Source organism: Mycobacterium sp. TY814 (assembly GCF_030755175.1).
In the GTDB taxonomy this organism is placed as follows: Bacteria; Actinomycetota; Actinomycetes; order Mycobacteriales; family Mycobacteriaceae; genus Mycobacterium.
The window spans coordinates 1,647,956-1,665,417 of the sequence record NZ_JAUFRY010000001.1 but is presented as its reverse complement, the minus strand read 5'-3'; the positions used below and the strand labels follow the sequence as shown (position 1 = coordinate 1,665,417).

8 protein-coding genes and 1 pseudogene are annotated in these 17,462 nt (G+C 69.5%); 6 read left to right on the top strand and 3 right to left on the bottom strand.

Annotated elements, in window-relative coordinates; all coding sequences use genetic code 11:
- Positions 1 to 251 precede the first annotated feature (251 nt).
- Positions 252 to 1,769 (bottom strand): NAD(P)/FAD-dependent oxidoreductase, encoded by a 1,518-nt coding sequence (locus QXH22_RS07300; RefSeq protein ID WP_306275237.1) that lies wholly within the window; start codon positions 1,767 to 1,769, stop codon positions 252 to 254.
- 161 nt (positions 1,770 to 1,930) lie between these two features.
- Here QXH22_RS07300 and QXH22_RS07295 point away from each other — a divergent pair, with 161 nt between their 5' ends.
- A complete protein-coding gene (locus tag QXH22_RS07295; RefSeq protein ID WP_306275236.1) occupies positions 1,931 to 4,219 on the top strand; it encodes an MMPL family transporter in 2,289 nt (762 codons plus the stop codon).
- Here the strand turns inward: QXH22_RS07295 and QXH22_RS07290 are convergent.
- Entirely contained in the window at positions 4,166 to 4,651 is a 486-nt protein-coding gene (locus QXH22_RS07290) for a gamma-glutamylcyclotransferase (RefSeq protein ID WP_306242037.1), read from the bottom strand. The two genes, QXH22_RS07295 and QXH22_RS07290, sit on opposite strands and share 54 nt — an antisense overlap.
- Positions 4,652 to 4,709: 58 nt before the next feature.
- Here QXH22_RS07290 and QXH22_RS07285 point away from each other — a divergent pair.
- From QXH22_RS07285 to QXH22_RS07270, 4 genes and pseudogenes are all read left to right on the top strand, one after another.
- Positions 4,710 to 6,186: pseudogene (locus tag QXH22_RS07285) on the top strand (NAD(P)H-quinone dehydrogenase); the annotation flags it as partial.
- Between the two features lie 18 nt (positions 6,187 to 6,204).
- Positions 6,205 to 7,956, top strand: a complete 1,752-nt coding sequence (locus QXH22_RS07280; protein ID WP_306242035.1) for a glycerol-3-phosphate dehydrogenase/oxidase — start codon at positions 6,205 to 6,207, stop codon at positions 7,954 to 7,956.
- 49 nt (positions 7,957 to 8,005) lie between these two features.
- On the top strand, positions 8,006 to 9,544 hold the full coding sequence (locus tag QXH22_RS07275; RefSeq protein WP_306275235.1) for an FMN-binding glutamate synthase family protein: 1,539 nt from the start codon (positions 8,006 to 8,008) through the stop codon (positions 9,542 to 9,544).
- Between the two features lie 372 nt (positions 9,545 to 9,916).
- On the top strand, positions 9,917 to 13,813 hold the full coding sequence (locus QXH22_RS07270) for a PE family protein (protein WP_306275234.1): 3,897 nt from the start codon (positions 9,917 to 9,919) through the stop codon (positions 13,811 to 13,813).
- 26 nt (positions 13,814 to 13,839) lie between these two features.
- Here the strand turns inward: QXH22_RS07270 and QXH22_RS07265 are convergent, their stop codons facing one another.
- Positions 13,840 to 14,454, bottom strand: coding sequence for a DUF5994 family protein (locus tag QXH22_RS07265; protein ID WP_306242032.1), 615 nt, complete (start codon positions 14,452 to 14,454; stop codon positions 13,840 to 13,842).
- A gap of 378 nt (positions 14,455 to 14,832) precedes the next feature.
- On the opposite strand from QXH22_RS07265, the gene mgtA reads away from it, so the two are divergent.
- Positions 14,833 to 17,445 (top strand): magnesium-translocating P-type ATPase, encoded by a 2,613-nt coding sequence (gene mgtA / locus QXH22_RS07260; RefSeq protein ID WP_371934161.1) that lies wholly within the window; start codon positions 14,833 to 14,835, stop codon positions 17,443 to 17,445.
- The last annotated feature ends 17 nt before the right edge of the window (positions 17,446 to 17,462 follow it).

Here is a 17,462-nt window from a genome sequence, read left to right as displayed (position 1 = left end):
CAGGCGGCGTGCTGATTTCCCGCCGGGTGAGAAAAGGCTGACTCATATTCAAAGAAGCGTCATCGCGGGTCTCCTCCTCGATCGGGAGAGTGAGAGAAAGATGCAGTATGCAATTGTTCTTAGCGGCAAGTGTAACCACGATCACTCTTGAGGTCAACCCTGGTTGACATATTGATCTGGGGTGGTGCGGGCGGTCTGCGACGGTTCGGCAAAGGCGAGATGCGCTGTCGGGCAGCCGACTTCGCGCCGGGTCAGCCTGCGGGAGCGAGCGGCACGTTCGGGGCGGCCGGCACGTCCGAGCGGTTCGTGCTGAACCGCAGCCAGTCGTCGGCGATCTTGCCGTGCCTGATCAGCCGAAGGTCGCGCAGGTAACTGTGGTTCACCCGCCACGGGCTGCGCGAGCCTTGCCTGGGCATCCAATCCAGCACGCGCAGTACATAACCCGGCGTGAAGTCCTCAATGAACGGCCGCTCCTCCACGCCGGCACCCGGGTGCTCGGCCACCACGGTTGTCAGACCGTAGGTGTCCATGTGGGTCAGCAATCGGCAGATGAACTCCGACACCAGCTCGACCCGCAGGGTCCAGGACGCATTTATGTAGCCGAACGCGAACGCCAGGTTGGGCACACCCGAGAGCATCGCCCCTTTGTAGGTCATGGTGCGGGCGAGGTCGACGGGCCGGCCGTCGATGCTGACCGTCGCGCCCCCGAAGAGCTGCAGGTTCAGGCCCGTGGCCGTCACGATGATGTCTGCCGGCAGCTCACGCCCCGAATCGAGCAGGATCCCGGTGGCGGTGAACCGTGTGACGGTATCGGTGACCACCTCGGTCCGTCCCTGCCGGATGGTGCGGAACAGATCGCCGTTGGGCGCCACGCACAGCCGCTGATCCCACGGATTATATTGCGGGCCAAAGTGTTTTTCCACGTCATAACCCTGGGGAAGCTGCCGGCGGGCCTGCTTGATCAGTCGTGCCCGCATCCGTTGCGGCCACCGCCGGCAGGCCCGGTACAACGCCGCCTGCCGCAGGATGTTCTTCCACCGGACGGCGGCATAGACAGCGCCCTGCGGCAGCCGGCGATTCAGCATGTCGGCGACGACGTCCCGTTCCGGCTCGGCTGCGACGTAGGTCGGGGAGCGTTGCAGCATCGTCACGTGTTCCGCGCCCGAATCGGCAAGTGCCGGAACCAGAGTGACGGCGGTGGCACCGCTGCCGACGACCACCACCCGCTTGCCGGCGTAGTCGAGTTCTGCCGGCCAGTGCTGCGGGTGGATGATCGGTCCGCGGAAGGCCTGCGAACCCGGGAAGTTGGGGGAGTGGCCCTGCTCGTGGCTGTAATACCCGGTGCAGACGATCAGGAACGAGCAGGAGATCGTCACGGAGGAGGCGATCCTGCTTCCGGTGTTCACCTGCTCGGCGCGCAGCACCCAACGGCTCTCCGCGCTCCGCCAGTCCGTCCTGATGACCTTGTGGTTGAAGCGGATTCGCTTGTCGACACCCCACTCAGCTGCCGTATGGCCGAGGTAGTCGCGGATGGGTTCGCCGCCGGCGATGGCCCGGCCGGCCCACGGCTGGAAGTGAAAGCCCAACGTGTACATGTCGGTGTCGGCGCGGACGCCCGGATAGCGGAACAAATCCCACGTACCGCCGAGTCGGTCGCGCTGTTCCAGGATGGCGTAGGTTTTCCCCGGGCATTGATTCTGGAGGTGCCAGGCAGCGCTGATTCCGGAAATGCCGGCGCCCAGAATGATTACGTCAAGGTGCTCGGTCATTCGCGCATGCTATCAACGCCAGGCGCACTCGGCGCCTTTAAAAATGCTGGGTAATTCCTGTGATTTCTCCCGAGGCTTTGACGCTGATCCGGAGCCGGCAATACATTTGATCTCGAATTCTTTCGATCAATCCGTCCCCAATCTTGGCGGGAACACCATTCATGCTGCAGCGAATAGCGATTCTGGCGACGACGGTGCCACGGCGCATCCTCGCCGTCGTCGCCCTGGTAATGATCGGCGCCGCCATGTTCGGCATTCCGGTGATCGACCGCCTGTCCGCGGGTGGATTCGAAGACCCGAACTCGCAGTCGGCGCACGCCAGTTCATTGCTGACCGGCACGTTCGGCCAGAGTGACCAGCAGTTGCTGGTGACGGTGACCGATCCGCAGGGCGCCTTCAGTTCATCGGCCCGCGCAGCGGCACAAGCCATCGTCGGAAAGCTGCGTGCGTCGCCGTATGTGCTCAGCGTCGCCTCGCCGTGGACCCAGCCGGCACCGGCGGGGATGGTGAGCAGGGACGGCAGGACCGGTCTGATCGTCGCCAACCTCGCGGGCGGGGAGAACGGGGCCCAGAAGTACGCGAAGCGACTGGCCGGTGAGGTGGTCACCGGCCAGACCGGCGTCGTCGTCCGCGTCGGCGGCAGCGCGATGATCTACGCCCAGGTCAACGACCGCACCACCAGCGACCTGTTGCGCATGGAGCTCATCGCTATTCCGCTCAGCTTCGTCGTGCTGGTGTGGGCCTTCGGCGGGTTGCTCGCCGCCGCGGTGCCCGTCGCCGTCGGGGTGTTCGCGATCCTGGGGTCGCTCTCAGTGCTTCGGTTGATCACCTACGCCACCGATGTGTCCGTTTACGCGCTGAACCTCACCATGGCGATGGGCCTGGCACTGGCGATCGACTACACCTTGCTGATCATCAGCCGCTACCGCGAGGAGATCGCCGGGGGCTCGCCCTGCGATGAGGCGATCCGGCGCACCGTGTCTACCGCCGGCCGCACGGTGTTGTTCTCCTCGATCACGGTCGCCCTGTCGATGTCGGCCCTGGCGCTGTTTCCGATGTACTACCTGCGGTCGTTCGCCTACGCCGGGATCGCCACGGTGGCATTCGCGGCGGCCAGTGCGATCATCGCGGCACCGGCGGCGATTGCCGTGCTCGGCGACCGCTTGGATGCGCTGGACTTACGGCGGCGCTGCGGGCGGCCCGACCCCGGGCAACGTCGCGTCGAACGGCTTTTCTGGTATCGGACAAGCAGATTCGTCCGGCGTTTCGCGGTGCCGGCGGGGCTGGCCGTCGTTGCGCTGCTACTGCTGCTCGGCGCGCCGTTTCTGCATGCGCGCTGGGGCTACCCGGACGAGCGGGTGCTCCCGGTGTCGGCCTCGTCGCGTCAGGTGGGTGACCAGTTGCGCCGCGAGTTCACCGATGACAGTGCGAAATCCATTCAAGTGGTGATCCCCGATGCCGACGGCATTTCCCCGGGTGAACTCGGCCGGTACGCCGCCGCGCTGTCGAAGGTCGACGATGTCCTGGACGTCTCGGCGCCGCAGGGCACCTACATCGGCGGCCGCATGGCCGGGCCGGCGGACGCACCGGCCGGCGTTTCGGGCGGTAGCGCATTCCTGACCGTGAACAGCAGGGCGCCGCTGTACTCGCGCGTCTCCGACGCCCAGCTCGACGCGTTGCACGCGGTACGGCCACCACTAGCGCGCGCGGTCGAGTTCGGTGGCTTGGCCCAGACGAATCGCGACAGCGTGGACGCCGTCCGGGCCCGGATGGGGTGGGTGCTCGGGTTCATCGCCGTCGTCACCTTCACGCTGCTGTTCCTGCTGACCGGAAGTGTGGTGCTGCCGGTCAAGGCGATCGCCCTGAACTTCATGTCGTTGACGGCCGTGTTCGGGGCGCTGGTCTGGGTGTTTCAGGAAGGACATCTCGCAGGTCTGGGCACGACCTGTACCGGCACGTTGGTCGCCAACCTGGCCGTGCTGCTGTTCTGCATCGCGTTCGGACTGTCGATGGACTACGAAGTTTTCCTGATCGCGCGGATCCGCGAGTACTGGTGTGAGTCGGCGCGCGCACTGCCGGGGCCGGCCCGGCGCGCCGCGAACGACGAGAGCGTCACCCTCGGGCTCGCTCACACCGGTCGCGTGATCACCACGGCGGCGTTGATCATGGCGATCAGTTTCGCCGCCCTCACGACCGCCGAAGTCTCGTTCATGCGGATGTTCGGACTGGGGCTGACGATCGCGGTACTGGTCGACGCCACTGTGGTGCGAATGGTCCTGGTCCCGGCGTTCATGTACCTGATGGGTCAGTGGAACTGGTGGGCGCCGGCGCCGCTGGCGCGGCTGCACCGGCGCATCGGGATCAGCGAATCGGCGCGGTCGCCCCGGGGGCGGCCACTACTCCGGACTGCTTGGCCCCGGGCCGATGTTCCGGGCCGGCCGAGTGCGTAGATCGTGCACGTAATCGGCTGGCGCACCGGCTATTTCGGCAGCGTCGGCCATGACACCCAGATACTGCGCGGACGGCAGGCCGCCTTCCCAGCCGTCCAGCACGTACAGCCAGGCCAGCACCGGGTCGATGTCGGTGTCGGAGGATTCGCGCTCCACCCGGCAGCGGATCTTCTTGTGGACGCCGAACTCGGAGCCCTCCCACCGGTCCAGGTTCATCTCGTCGGACGGCGTCATGTCGTACAGCACCACGAACACCCGCGAATCCGGGTCTTCCACGATGGTGGCCAGCGCGCCTTCCCAGCCGATGTCCTCGCCGCCGAACGTCAGCCGCCACCCCGGTAACCAGCCAGTTCCCGCCATCGGCGAGTGGGGTGCACGCTTGAGCATCTGCTCGGGATGCATGTTCGACCCGTAGGCGGCGTAGAGCGGCACGGGAAAAGCTTAAACTCCGCCCTGCGGAGTGCATCCTCGTCGGGCTAGGTTATGGGCTGTGGTGACCCGCATCGTGATCCTCGGTGGAGGCCCGGCCGGCTACGAAGCGGCCCTGGTGGCCGCCAACGCAAAGCCCGACGACGTCGACGTCACCATCATCGATTCAGATGGTGTCGGCGGCGCGGCCGTTCTGGACGACTGTGTGCCGTCCAAGACGTTCATCGCCTCCACCTGGCTGCGCACCGAGTTGCGCCGCGCGCCGCGGCTTGGCTTCGAAATCGACATCGACGACGCCAAGATCGACCTGCCGCAGATCCACGCCCGGGTCCGCAGGCTTGCCTCCGAGCAGTCGGCAGACATCGCCGAACAACTACGGGCCGTGGGCGTCAAGCTGGTGCAGGGCCGCGGCGAACTCGTCGACCCCACGCCAGGCCTGGCCCGGCATCGCCTCAAAGCCACCGCCCCGGACGGCACCGTCACCGAGCACGACGCCGATTTCGTGCTGATCGCCACCGGAGCCAGCCCGCGCATCCTGCCGTCAGCCCAACCCGACGGCGAACGCATCCTCACCTGGCGCCAGCTCTACGGGCTCACCGAGCTGCCGGAACACCTCATCGTGGTGGGCTCCGGGGTCACTGGCGCCGAATTCGTGCACGCCTACACCGAGCTCGGCGTGCAGGTGTCGGTGGCGGCCAGCCGGGACCGGGTGTTGCCCTACGAGGACGCCGACGCCGCCGCCGTGCTGGAGGAGTCCTTCGCCGAACGCGGCGTCAACCTGTTCAAGAACGCCCGCGCCGAGTCGGTCACCCGCACCGATGACGGCGTCCTGGTCACCATGACCGACGGCCGCACCATCGAGGGCAGCCATGCCCTGATGACCATCGGGTCCATCCCCAACACCGCCGGCCTGGGGCTGGAACGCGTCGGGATCGACCTGGGGCCCGGCGACTACCTCAAGGTGGACCGGGTGTCGCGCACGTCGGTGCCCGGCATCTATGCGGCCGGCGACTGCACCGGTCTGCTGCTGCTGGCCTCGGTCGCGGCCATGCAGGGCCGCATCGCGATGTACCACGCGCTGGGCGAGGGCGTGAACCCGATCCGCCTGCGCACAGTGGCGGCGACGGTCTTCACCAGGCCCGAGATCGCCGCAGTCGGCGTGCCGCAGTCGGCGATCGACGACGGCGAGTTCAGCGCGCGGACCATCATGCTGCCGCTGCACACCAACGCGCGGGCCAAGATGTCGGGGCTGCGGCAGGGTTTCGTCAAGATCTTCTGCCGCAAGTCCACCGGCGTCGTCATCGGCGGCGTGGTGGTGGCCCCGATCGCCTCGGAGCTGATCCTGCCGATCGCGGTCGCCGTGACCAACCGCATCACCGTCAACGAGCTGGCGCAGACGCTCGCCGTTTACCCCTCGTTGTCCGGTTCGATCACCGAAGCGGCGCGGCGGCTGATGGCGCACGACGATCTGGACTGAAGTCCGACTCAACAAACGCCTGACGAACTAGCCTGGGTACGCACGCCTACCGACAAGTAACCGACAGGAGTCCTTCGTCGTGAGCAACCCGAGCAACGACAGCGAGCCGACCTGGTCCGAGGGGTCGCTGGGACCCCAGCAGCGCGCACAGGCATGGGAGCGCCTGGGCAGCGAGCAGTTCGACGTGGTGGTGATCGGCGGCGGCGTGGTGGGCTCCGGGTGTGCGCTGGACGCCGCCACCCGCGGGCTCAAGGTGGCCCTGGTCGAGGCCCGGGATCTGGCGTCGGGCACGTCCAGTCGCTCGTCGAAGATGTTCCACGGCGGCCTGCGCTACCTCGAACAACTCGAGTTCGGGCTGGTGCGCGAGGCGCTGTTCGAACGCGAACTGTCCCTGACCACGCTGGCGCCGCATCTGGTCAAGCCGCTGCCGTTCCTGTTCCCGCTGACCAAGCGCTGGTGGGAGCGGCCCTACATCGCCGCCGGCATCTTCCTCTATGACCAGCTCGGCGGCGCGAAATCCGTTCCGGCGCAAAAGCATCTGACCCGCGCCGGCGCACTGCGGCTGAGTCCCGGCCTCAAGCGCAGCGCCCTGATCGGCGGCATCCGCTACTACGACACCGTCGTCGACGACGCCCGCCACACCATGACGGTGGCGCGCACCGCCGCCCACTACGGCGCGGTGGTCCGGTGCTCCACCCAGGTGGTCGCGCTGCTGCGTGAGGGCGACCGGGTGACCGGCGTGCGGGTGCGCGACTCCGAGGACGGCTCGATCACCGAGGTCCGCGGTCATGTCGTCGTCAACGCGACCGGCGTGTGGACCGACGAGATCCAGGCGCTGTCCAAACAGCGCGGACGCTTCCAGGTGCGGGCCTCCAAGGGCGTCCACGTCGTGGTGCCGCGCGACCGCATCGTCAGCGACGTCGCGATGATCCTGCGCACCGAGAAGTCGGTCATGTTCATCATCCCGTGGGGCAGCCACTGGATCATCGGCACCACCGACACCGACTGGAACCTCGACCTGGCGCACCCGGCCGCCACCAAGGCCGACATCGACTACATCCTGACCACCGTCAACGCCGTGCTGGCCACCCCGCTGACGCACGCCGACATCGACGGTGTGTACGCCGGCCTGCGCCCGCTGCTGGCCGGGGAGAGCGACGAGACCTCCAAGCTCTCCCGCGAGCACGCTGTGGCGGTGCCGGCGGCCGGCCTGGTGGCCATCGCGGGCGGCAAGTACACCACCTACCGCGTGATGGCGGCCGACGCGATCGACGCCGCGGTGCAGTTCATCCCGACCAGAGTCGCGCCGTCCATCACCGAGAAGGTGAGCCTGCTGGGCGCCGACGGGTACTTCGCGCTGATCAACCAGGTCGAGCACGTCGGCGAGCGGGTCGGACTGCACCCCTACCGGGTCCGGCATCTGCTGGACCGCTACGGCTCGATGATGGACGACGTGCTGGCGCTGGCGGCCGGCCGCCCCGAACTGCTCAGCCCCATCAAGGATGCGCCCGGCTACCTCAAGGTGGAGGCCGTCTACGCGGTCGCCGCCGAGGGGGCACTGCACCTCGAGGACATTCTGGCGCGGCGGATGCGCATCTCCATCGAGTACTCGCACCGCGGCGTCGACTGTGCCCGCGAGGTGGCCGATCTCGTCGCACCGGTGCTGGGCTGGAGCGCGCAGGACGTCGACCGCGAGGTGGCCAACTACAAGGCGCGGGTGGAGGCCGAGGTGCTCTCGCAGGCGCAGCCCGACGACGTCTCGGCCGACGAGTTACGGGCCAGCGCACCCGAGGCGCGCGCCGAAATCCTCGAGCCGGTACCGCTCAACTGAGGACTCACGTCCCTAGCCATCTGTCGGTGGCCCGGGTGAGCATGGGGGCGTGAAGAAACGCTCCGTGAGTGCGGTGCTGGGAGGCGGCATAGCCGGGTTGGCCGGCTGGGACCTCTGGCAGCGCCGGCACACCATCCTGCGCAACTATCCGATCGTCGGCCACCTGCGGTTCGTCCTGGAGGCGGTCGGCCCGGAGCTGCGGCAGTACATCGTCACCGACAACAACGCGGAGAAGCCGTTCAGCCGCGACCAGCGGCGCTGGGTGTACACCTCGTCGAAGATGAGCAACCGGTACTTCGGCTTCGGCACCGACAACGACCTGGAACGCGCCCACAACTACCCGATCATCAAGCATGCGGCGTTTCCAGTGTCGGCCCCGGACGGCGACCCCGGCCACCCCGACCCGAAGGTGCCGCTGCCCGCCGGCAAGGTGCTTGGCGGAGCGCGCAAGCGCGCCAGGGCATTTCGGCCACCATCGTTGGTCAACGTCTCGGGGATGAGCTTCGGCGCGCTGGGCGGCGCCGCGATCACCGCGCTGAACCAGGGCGTCGCAATGGCCGGGGCCATGCAGAGCACCGGTGAGGGCGGGGTGTCGCCGTACCACCGCAACGGCGGCGACCTCATCTGGCAGATCGGCACCGGCTATTTCGGCTGCCGCAACGAGGACGGCACCTTCAGCCTGCCCCGCCTGGTCGACGAGGTGGCTGCGACTCCCTCGATCCGGGCCATCGAGATCAAGCTCAGCCAGGGCGCCAAACCGGGGCTGGGCGGCATGCTGCCCGGCGCCAAGGTCACCGAGGAGATCGCCAAGATCCGCGGTATCGCACCGGGGGTGGACTGCAAGAGCCCGGCCGGGCACTCGGCGTTCCACGATGTGGACGGCCTGCTGGAGTTCGTCGAGACGATCGCCGCGGCGACGGGACTGCCGGTGGGAATCAAGTCGGCGGTCGGGGAGGACGGGTTCTGGCCGGAGCTGGCCGCGCGGATGGCGCGCACCGGCCGGGGTGTGGACTTCGTGACGGTGGACGGGGGCGAGGGCGGTACCGGCGCAGCGCCGCTGGTATTCAGCGACCACGTCGCGCTGCCGTTCAAGTGGGCCTTCCCGCGGGTGTACCGCGCCTTCGCCGAACAGGGTCTGCAGCACGACGTCGTTTTCGTCGGGTCGGGCAAACTCGGTATTCCGGAGAACGCGCTGCTGGCCCTGGCGCTGGGCTGCGACATGATCAACGTCGGGCGCACGGCGATGTTCGCCATCGGCTGCATACAGGCCCAGCGCTGCCACACCGGACGCTGCCCGACCGGAGTCGCGACGCAGTCGGCCTGGCTACAGCACGGGCTGGATCCGGCGCTGAAGTCGGTCCGCTGCGCCAACTACCTGGCCACCCTGCGCTTCGAGCTGATGTGTCTGGCCCGGGCCTGCGGCCACGTGCACCCCGCGCTGGTTCCGCTGAACGCCATCGAGGTGCTCGATGTCGACCTGCAGTCGGCCCGGGCTGAAGAGTTGTTCGACTACAAGCCCGACTGGGGGCTGCCCGGACCGGCCGACGTCGAGGCGATCACGGCATTGCAGACAACGCGCACCAACTGAGGCTGGGTCACGCCGGGCATTGTGCACTGCCGGCTGCCCAGAAATCGTGCACATTGCACATATCGATACTCGGTAATCTTGGGTATAAACAATTCCAACGAATGCAGCGGCCCAATTCGGTTCCGAATCTTAATGCCGCGCATAATTGCGCTCAGCTGGCCGATAATTCGCGCCAGCACTGCCATGTCGAACTCATAGCAGCTGTTCAGAAGCCTAACTTGGTGCTCGAACGTCCGTAGTTCAGACATTTTGTGCGGAGCTTTGAATTTCCCGGAAACGCCGCGATCGGGAATGCTCATCGGGTTATAGTCAGGTAATTCCCCGCGGCCTACGCCGCTTGCTGGTTTCCCGATGTATTCGAAGAGGCATGAGATGACATACGTATCTATTTCCCCGGAAATCGTGGCTTCAGCGGCCGCCGACATCGAGAGCATCGGCGAAACGCTGGCGCGTGTCCACACGGCCGTGGCCGGACCGACGACGAGTGTGGTCAGCGCGGCAGCCGACGAGGTGTCTACCGCCATTGCGGCACTCTTTTCTCAGCACGCTGTGGACTACCGCGTGCTGGCTGCGCAGGCGGCAACGTTTCATGAGCAACTGACCCGCACTCTGGTGGTCAGCGGGAACTCTTACGCCGCAGCTGAAGCGGCCGCCGCGTCACCCCTGGAGGCCTTTGAACAGGGCGTGCTCGGAGTGATGAACGCACCGACCAATGCCCTGTTCGGTCGTCCGCTGATTGGTGATGGTGCCAACGGCGCCGTCGGCACCGGTCAGGCCGGTGGGGCTGGCGGCTTCCTCCTCGGCAACGGCGGCAGTGGCGGTTCCGGAGCACCCGGCCAGGCCGGTGGAGCCGGGGGTTCGGCGGGCCTGATCGGCAACGGCGGGGCGGGCGGCGCCGGCGGATCGGGGGCCGGCGGCGGCGCCGGTGGTACCGGCGGAATCTTGTTCGGCAATGGCGGCAGTGGCGGGACCGGTGCGTTCGGCCAGTCCGGCGGGGCCGGCGGATCGGCGACGCTCTTCGGCCACGGCGGAGCGGGCGGAGCCGGTGGAATGGGCGCGGCCGGCGGAGTCAGTACCAACGGCGGAGCCGGCGGCAACGGCGGCGCCGGCGGAGCCGGCGGTCTGTTAGCCGGCAGCGGCGGAGCCGGTGGGGCCGGTGGGATGGGCGGAACCGGTGCGACCGGGGGACAAGGTGGCAACGGCGGTCTCGGCGGGGCCAACAGGTCGATTGCGGGCTGGGCCGGTGGCGCCGGCGGGCTGGGCGGTGACGGCGGCAGCGGTCTGGCGGGCGCCGACGGTACCGCCGGCGGTGGCACCGGCGGAACCGGTGGCCTCGGGGGTAACGGTGGCGTCGGCGGAGCCGGCGGCTCCAACACCGGACTGTTCGGCGCGGGCGGGCTGCTGGGCTCCGGCGGCACCGGCGGGGCCGGCGGGGCCGGCGGCAGTGGCGGAACCGGCGGAACCGGCGGGACCGGTGTGGGCCACGGGGTAATTGGCGGCACCGGCGGCGACGGCGGCGTCGGCGGTAACTCGGGTGCCGGCGGAGCCGGCGGCGCTGGCGGGTTCCTGGGAACCACCGGTCTGGCAGGCCACGCGGGAGTCGGCGGCCAGGGCGGAACCGGCGGGACGGGTGGGGCAGGCGACTCCGGTGTCGCCGGCAGCAAGGGCGGCGCGACCGGTGGGGCCGGATTGAGCGGCGGCGCCGGCGGACGAGGTGGTGTCGGCGGCAGCGCCGCCGACGCCAGCGGCGTCAACGGCGCCGGCGGAACGGGCGGCCGGGGAGGCATCGGTGGGGACGGCGGGAAAGCGGGCCCTGACCTGGGCCTGGGAGCCGGGAACGGCGGCGACGGTGGAGCCGGTGGCAAGGGTGGCACCGGCGGCGCAGCCGGAACCGGCCCCGGCGCGGCGGGCAGCGTCGGCAATGGCGGACAGGGTGGTATCGGCGGTCATGGCGGTGCAGGGTCTGCCGGTATCGGCAGCTCCGCAAATGACGGCGGCGCCGGCGGCCGCGGTGGTGCCGGTGGTCAGGGTGGCGATGCCGGCGGTGCCGGCGGCATCACCGGCACGGGCGGGCTCGGTGGCAACGGCGGTGCCGGCGGCGCCGGGGGCAGCGGTTGGAGCTTGGGAGTGGCTGGACTCGGCCCCGGAGGCACCGGCGGAGCGGGTGGCGCAGGTGGTGACGGCGGCGCGGCAGGCACGGTGGGCACCGGTGGAACTGCCGGCAGCGGCGGCACCGGTGGCACCGGCGGTATCGGCGGTCAGGGTGCCGACGGCACCAACGGGATCGCCCAGACGGGTGCTCAAGGCGGACGAGGCGGTGTTGGCGGTGCCGGCGGTAACTCCGGTGGCGCGGGCGGCACCAACGGCGATGGCGGCACCGGCGGCCAAGGCGGGACCGGCGGGACCGGCGGCAGCGGCGTCACGGGCGGACTCGGGGGCGGCGGCGGCCAGGGTGGTGCGGGCGGTGCGGCTGGGACCGGTTCGGGGATGGCGGGCAAGGCGGGCAACGGTGGCCAAGGCGGCACCGGTGGCACCGGTGGTGCCGCTAACGCGGGCAACGCGGCCACCGAGGCCGGTGCGACCGGCGGCGTCGGCGGTACCGGCGGCACCGGCGGCACGGGCGGCGAAGGCGGCGCCGCCGGCGGTGCCACCGGCACCAACGGTGCCGGCGGGACCGGTGGCAAGGGCGGAATCGGCGGAGACGGTGGCAAGGGTGGTCCCGACCTCGGCCTGGGAGCAGGTAAGGGCGGCGACGCCGGTGCCGGTGGCACCGGCGGTACCGGCGGCGCGGCCGGCAGCGGTCCCGGCGCCGCGGGTGCGATGGGTGGCGGTGGTCAGGGCGGCACCGGAGGCAACGGCGGTGCCGGAGCCGCCGGCATCAGCAGTTCCGGACACGACGGCGGCGCCGGCGGCAATGCCGGAGCCGGCGGCCAGGGCGGAAGCGCCGGCGGCGCAACGGGTACCAGGGGCAGCGGCGGTGCCGGTGGCAAGGGCGGTGCCGGCGGTGCTGCCGCCAACGGCTTCAACAGCGTGTTAGGCGACGTCGGCACCGGAGGCACCGGCGGCACCGGCGGACGCGGTGGTGACGGCGGCGCGGTCGGTGCCGTGGGCACCGGCGGAACTGCCGGCAGCGGCGGCACCGGTGGCACCGGCGGAACCGGCGGTGCGGGCGGCAACGGCACGAACGGTACTGGCGATGCCGCCGGCAACGGTGGCCGTGGCGGCACCGGCGGCGCCGGCGGCAACGCCGGTGGCGTGAACGGAAGCAATGGCAGTGGCGGCGCCGGCGGTCAGGGCGGTCAAGGTGGCAACGGCGCTTCTGGAACCGCCGACCTCGGCAGCGGGGGCGGTGCCGGCGGCAAAGCCGGTGCTGGTGGCGTTGGCGGCAACGGCGGCGCAGCCGGCGCAATCGGGCAAGGCGCCAGCGGTGGGGCCGGCGGTCAAGGCGGGCAGGGTGGCACCGGTGGCTCCGGTGCGAACTCGACGTCGAACGTTTCGGGTCAAGGCCGCCAGGGCGGCGGCGGCGGCAACGGGGGTGCCGGTGGGGTCGGCGGGACAGGTGGCTCAGCCGGCATCGGTAGCACCAATGGCGCAGGTGGAGCCGGCGGCGCCGGCGGCGCCGCGGGCAACGGTGGCACCGGCGCCACGGGCCCGACCGGGAGCTTCAGCGGTCGCAACGGCGGTTCCGGCGGCCAGGGCGGCGTCGGCGGCGCCGGCGGCGCCGGCGGGCAGGCGGGCAACGGTGCGGGCGCCGGAGGCGCCGGGGGTGCCGGCGGTCAGGGGGCTGTCGGCGGCCAGGGCGGCCAGGGCGGCACTGCCGGCGTTACCGGAGCCAATGCCGGTGGCAATGGCGGCCAAGGCGGTGCCGGTGGCGCCGGCGGTCAAGGAGCGGCCGGTGTCGCGGGCGGGAGTGCCGGTGCCGGCGGCACGGCCGGCAGCGGGGGCCAGGGAGGCATCGGCGGCAGCGGCCTCAACACCGGCAACGTCGGTTCCGGCGGCACCGGCGGCACCGGCGGGGCCGGCGGCGTCGGCGGCAATGCCGGCGCGACGAGCGGAAGTGGTGCCGGAGCGATCGGCGGCAAAGGCGGCAGTGGCGGTAACGGCGGTGCGGCGGGCACGAGCACCCTCGCGAGCTTCGGCGGCACCGGCGGGAACGGTGGTTCCGGCGGCGTCGGCAGCGGTGGTCAGCTCAGCGCCGGCGGCACGGGCGGAAAGGGCGGCGCCGGAAACAACGGCGGGTCCGGCGGCGCGGACGGTAATCCTGGGTGAGCTGGGATTGCGCGATAGGCGGCGGGTCAGCCCTGCGCAGGTACGCGCGCGTCCATCAGCCGGCCGCGCACGATGTGCTCGACGAGGATCGGGACGAACGTCTGCACCGGCGCGTCGATGAACTGTTGCGCGGCCTGCTCGCACCATTGCCTGATCTGCGGGCGCAGCGCCGCCGTGCGTTGCTGGTCGCCGCGGCCTTCGTGCTGGGCCAGTTTTTCTGCTACGTCGGCCACCGATCGCGCCACCAGAGAACGGCTCGCGGCGTTGACCTCGTCGTCGGCGCCTGAGCGCGCTTCCTGCAGCGCCTGCTCACCGCTGCGCTCGCCGGTGTCCGGCGGGATGACCTGCAGGCTCAAGTGATGCCCGTCTTGGCCGATCAGGATGATGCTGGCCGGCTCGTCGCCGCTGAAGCCGAGCAGTTCGATAGTGCGACCGCCGATTTCGAGGACCGGGGGAGCGCTGTCCCAGCTGTTGCGGTGGTAGCCGACCATGGCAATCGGGCCTAGCTCGTCGGCCAATGACGTCACCAGGCCGGGCAGTTCGTCGACCAACCGCGTGGACCGCGGCCACCATGCCCCGTCAACGTGCTCAGAGATGGGCCGAAAGGGCTTTATTTCCAACCGAGTTGGTCGCCGCGTCATCAGACTTACGGTACGTTCGTCGTGAGTAGCTCGCGAGCGCAGTGGCCCAACTGTGGGCGAATTTTCGGTTAAGTGCTTGGGGCGAAATCGTTTACGGCGCTGATGACCCCGCGGCGCCGCCAGCAGGTTGGGCAGTCGGGGGAGTCTTGGACGGCGGCGGCGTTGCGCCCCGGCGACCATCCGGCACAAGTGGACGGTCCGGCCCCTCGGCGTCCGGCGTGACCACCAACCGGGTCTGCGTGTGGTTCAGGTGCGCCTCCCGCACGCTCGTGGTCGCGCGGATCGCCGCCCAGACCGCGCACTTTCATCCAGCGCGGTACCCCAGGAGTGATTGGGTGGCCGTTCCGATGCCCTTTGTCACTTGTGCAATCTGGTCAAGTGCGCGAGAGTCCTGCCGTGCCGCCGACATTGATCGCGAACGAGGTTGCCGCGGCTCCTCTTGAGGAAGTCCTGCGCCTGCTGGACTCTTCGCCCGCCGGATTGTCCAGCGCGGAAGCGGCCTCCCGGCTGGCCCGCTACGGCCCGAACGTGGTGCGGACACACCGGGTCAACGCCCTGGCGATCCTGGCCCGGCAACTGCGCAACGCGGTGCTCATCCTGTTGGCGGTCACCGCGACCGTGTCGTTCTTCCTCGGCGACAGCATGCAGGCCCTGATCATCGGCGTGATCCTGCTGGCCAGCACCGGCCTCAGTTTCTTCAACGAGTACCGTGCCGAGAATGCCGCGGCCCGGCTGCATGCCGGGGTCCACCACAACGCCGTGGTGCGCCGCGACGGTGAATTCGTCACCGTCGACGTCACTCAACTTGTTCAAGGTGACGTGATCCGGCTCTCGCTCGGCGAGGCGGTGCCGGCCGATGTCCGGCTGATCGACGTCAGCGGCCTGGAATGTGACGAGAGCATCCTGACCGGGGAATCGACCGGCGAGGAGAAGGCGCCGCAACCGGTGCCGGCCGACACCGCGCTCGCCGACCTGACCGACCTTGCCTTCATGGGCACCATCGTCAGCGCCGGCGAGGCCACCGCGGTGGTGTACGCCACCGGACGCAACGCCGAATTCGGCCGCATCGCAGCGGGTTTGGACACCCGCCAGCCGGAAACGGAGTTCCAGGTCGGGTTACGCCGGTTCTCGTATCTGCTGCTGCAGGTCGCGATAGCGCTGATGGTGGTCATCCTGGCCAGCAATCTGTTGCTGGAAAAGCCGGTTATCGATTCGGTGCTCTTTTCGCTGGCGATCGCGGTCGGCATCACCCCGCAGCTGCTGCCCGCTGTGGTCAGCACCAGCCTGGCAACCGGATCGCGGCAGCTGGCCAAGGCGAAAGTTCTGGTCAAGCGGTTGGTCTGTATTGAAGACCTGGGTGACATCGACATCCTGATCACCGACAAGACCGGCACCCTGACCGAGGGGCGCATCCGGCTGGTCGACACGATCGACCCCACCGGCGCACCGTCGGAACCGGTGCTGCGGCTCGGGTTGCTGGCCACCGACGTCGACCCGGAATCCGGTGGCGCCAGCGCCAATGCGCTCGATGCCGCGCTATGGGAGGCGCCGCGGGCGCAGCGGCTGGTCGCCGGAGTGCGTCGCATCGCGATGTCGCCCTTCGACCATCAGCGAAGGGCGACCTCGGCACTGGTCGACGGAGTCGACGGCGGCCGCCTGCTGATCGTCAAGGGCGCACCCGAACAGGTGCTGACCCGTTGCGGCACAACGCCGGAGGCCGCGGCTGAAACCCTGGCCGGTCTGTTCGGCGCCGGGCGCCGTGTGGTCGCGGTCGCCACCAGGCCCGCCGATGACCTCGCCATGATCAGTCCCGACAACGAGTGCGCCCTGACGCTGGCTGGCTTCCTGGTCTTCGCCGACGAGCCCAAGGCCGCCGCGCGCCGGTCCCTGGCAGCCCTGGCCGGTCTGGGCATCGAACTGAAGATCGCCACCGGCGACAACCCGAGGGTCGCCGAAAAAGTTTGCCGGGATCTGGGTCTGGTGTCCAAAGGCACTGTCACGGGCACCGAGCTGGAGCCGCTGGAGAACGATGACGAATTCGCCGAGGCGGCCCGCACGCACACCATCTTCGCCCGTATCACTCCCGAGCAGAAGGCACGGCTGATCGCCACCCTGCGGCGCAGCGGACGTTCGGTGGGATTCCTCGGCGACGGCGTGAACGACGCCCTGGCACTGCATGCCGCCGACGTCGGCATCTCCGTGGACAGCGCCACCGACGTCGCCAAGGATGCTGCCGACGTTCTGTTGCTGGAGAAGGACCTGGGCGTGCTGGCCACCGGGGTGGCCGAGGGGCGGCGCATCTTCGCCAACACCATCAAGTACGTCCTGATGGGCACCTCCAGCAACTTCGGCAACATGTTCAGTGCCGCCGCCGCGTCGGCGCTGCTGCCGTTCCTGCCGATGCTGCCCAGCCAGATCCTGCTGAACAATCTGCTCTACGACAGCTCCCAACTGCCGATCGCCACCGACCGCGTCGACGAGGAACAACTGCACGCGCCGTCGCACTGGAACGTGGCATTCATCCGCCGGTTCATGATGATCTTCGGCCCGATCAGTTCGCTGTTCGACTTCATGACTTTCGGGTTGATGCTCGGTGTGCTCGACGCCGGCGCCGTCGAGTTCCGTACCGGTTGGTTCGTGGAATCGCTTGCCACACAGACTCTTATCATCTTCGCGATCCGAACACGCAAGGTCCCGTTCTTCCGTAGCAGACCCAGCGGGCTGCTGACCGCCACCAGCCTGACGGTGGTCGCGATCGGCGTCGCCCTCACCGTGTCCCCGCTGGCCGCCACCCTGGGCTTCACCCCATTGCCGTGGCAGTTCTTCGCCGCCCTCGGCGGCTTCGTCGTGGTCTACCTCGTTCTGGTGGAACTGGCGAAGGCGATGTTCTACGCCGAACCCATACGCCTGGCCGGCCAGCCCCAGCGCACGCGGGGACGCGCCCACCGGATCCGCCGGCGCGCCGCCCGCTTCCACCACCACCGTGTCTAGCGGATTTCGTCGCGCGC